Here is a 1,109-nt window from a genome sequence, read left to right on the forward strand (position 1 = left end):
ATGACGGACGTAGTGATCGTATCGGCCGCGCGGACCGCGGTCGGCAAATTCGGCGGCTCGCTGGCGAAGGTGGCGGCGCCTGAACTGGGCGCGACGGTGATCCGCGCGGTGCTGGAGCGTGCGGGCGTGAAGCCCGAGCAGGTCAGCGAAGTGATCATGGGCCAGGTGCTGACGGCCGGCTCCGGGCAGAACCCGGCGCGGCAGTCGCTGATCAAGGCGGGGCTGCCGAGCGCCGTGCCGGGCATGACGATCAACAAGGTGTGCGGCTCGGGCCTGAAGGCCGTGATGCTGGCGGCGAACGCGATCGTCGCGGGCGACGCGGACATCGTGATCGCGGGCGGCCAGGAGAACATGAGCGCGGCGCCGCACGTGCTGCCGGGCTCGCGCGACGGCTTCCGGATGGGCGACGCGAAGCTGGTCGACACGATGATCGTCGACGGCCTGTGGGACGTGTACAACCAGTACCACATGGGCATCACGGCGGAGAACGTCGCGAAGGAATACGGGATCACGCGCGAGGAGCAGGACGCATTCGCGGCGCTGTCGCAGAACAAGGCGGAAGCCGCGCAGAAGGCCGGGCGCTTCAACGACGAGATCGTGCCGGTGTCGATCCCGCAACGCAAGGGCGAGCCGCTGCAGTTCGCGACCGACGAGTTCGTGCGTCACGGCGTGACGGCCGAATCGCTGGCCGGGCTGAAGCCGGCGTTCGCGAAGGACGGCTCGGTGACGGCGGCGAACGCGTCGGGGCTGAACGACGGCGCGGCGGCGGTGCTGGTGATGTCGGCGCAGAAGGCGGCGGCGCTGGGCCTGACGCCGCTGGCGCGGATCAAGGCGTACGCGAACGCGGGCGTGGATCCGAGCGTGATGGGCATGGGTCCGGTGCCGGCCTCGCGCCGGTGTCTGGAGCGTGCGGGTTGGACGCCGGGCGACCTGGACCTGATGGAGATCAACGAGGCGTTCGCGGCGCAGGCGCTGGCGGTGCACAAGCAGATGGGCTGGGACACGTCGAAGGTGAACGTGAACGGTGGGGCGATCGCGATCGGCCACCCGATCGGCGCGTCGGGCTGCCGGATCCTGGTGACGCTGCTGCACGAGATGGCCAAGCGCGA

Annotated in this window: 1 protein-coding gene; it reads left to right on the forward strand. The window is 70.2% G+C overall.

Annotated features, from left to right (window positions below):
* A partial coding sequence (locus C5F75_RS09375; RefSeq protein ID WP_059898464.1) for an acetyl-CoA C-acetyltransferase occupies positions 1 to 1,109 on the forward strand: 1,109 nt, incomplete at both ends.

It is taken from the genome of Burkholderia anthinoferrum, from assembly GCF_002925705.1.
Lineage (GTDB): Bacteria > Pseudomonadota > Gammaproteobacteria > Burkholderiales > Burkholderiaceae > Burkholderia > Burkholderia semiarida.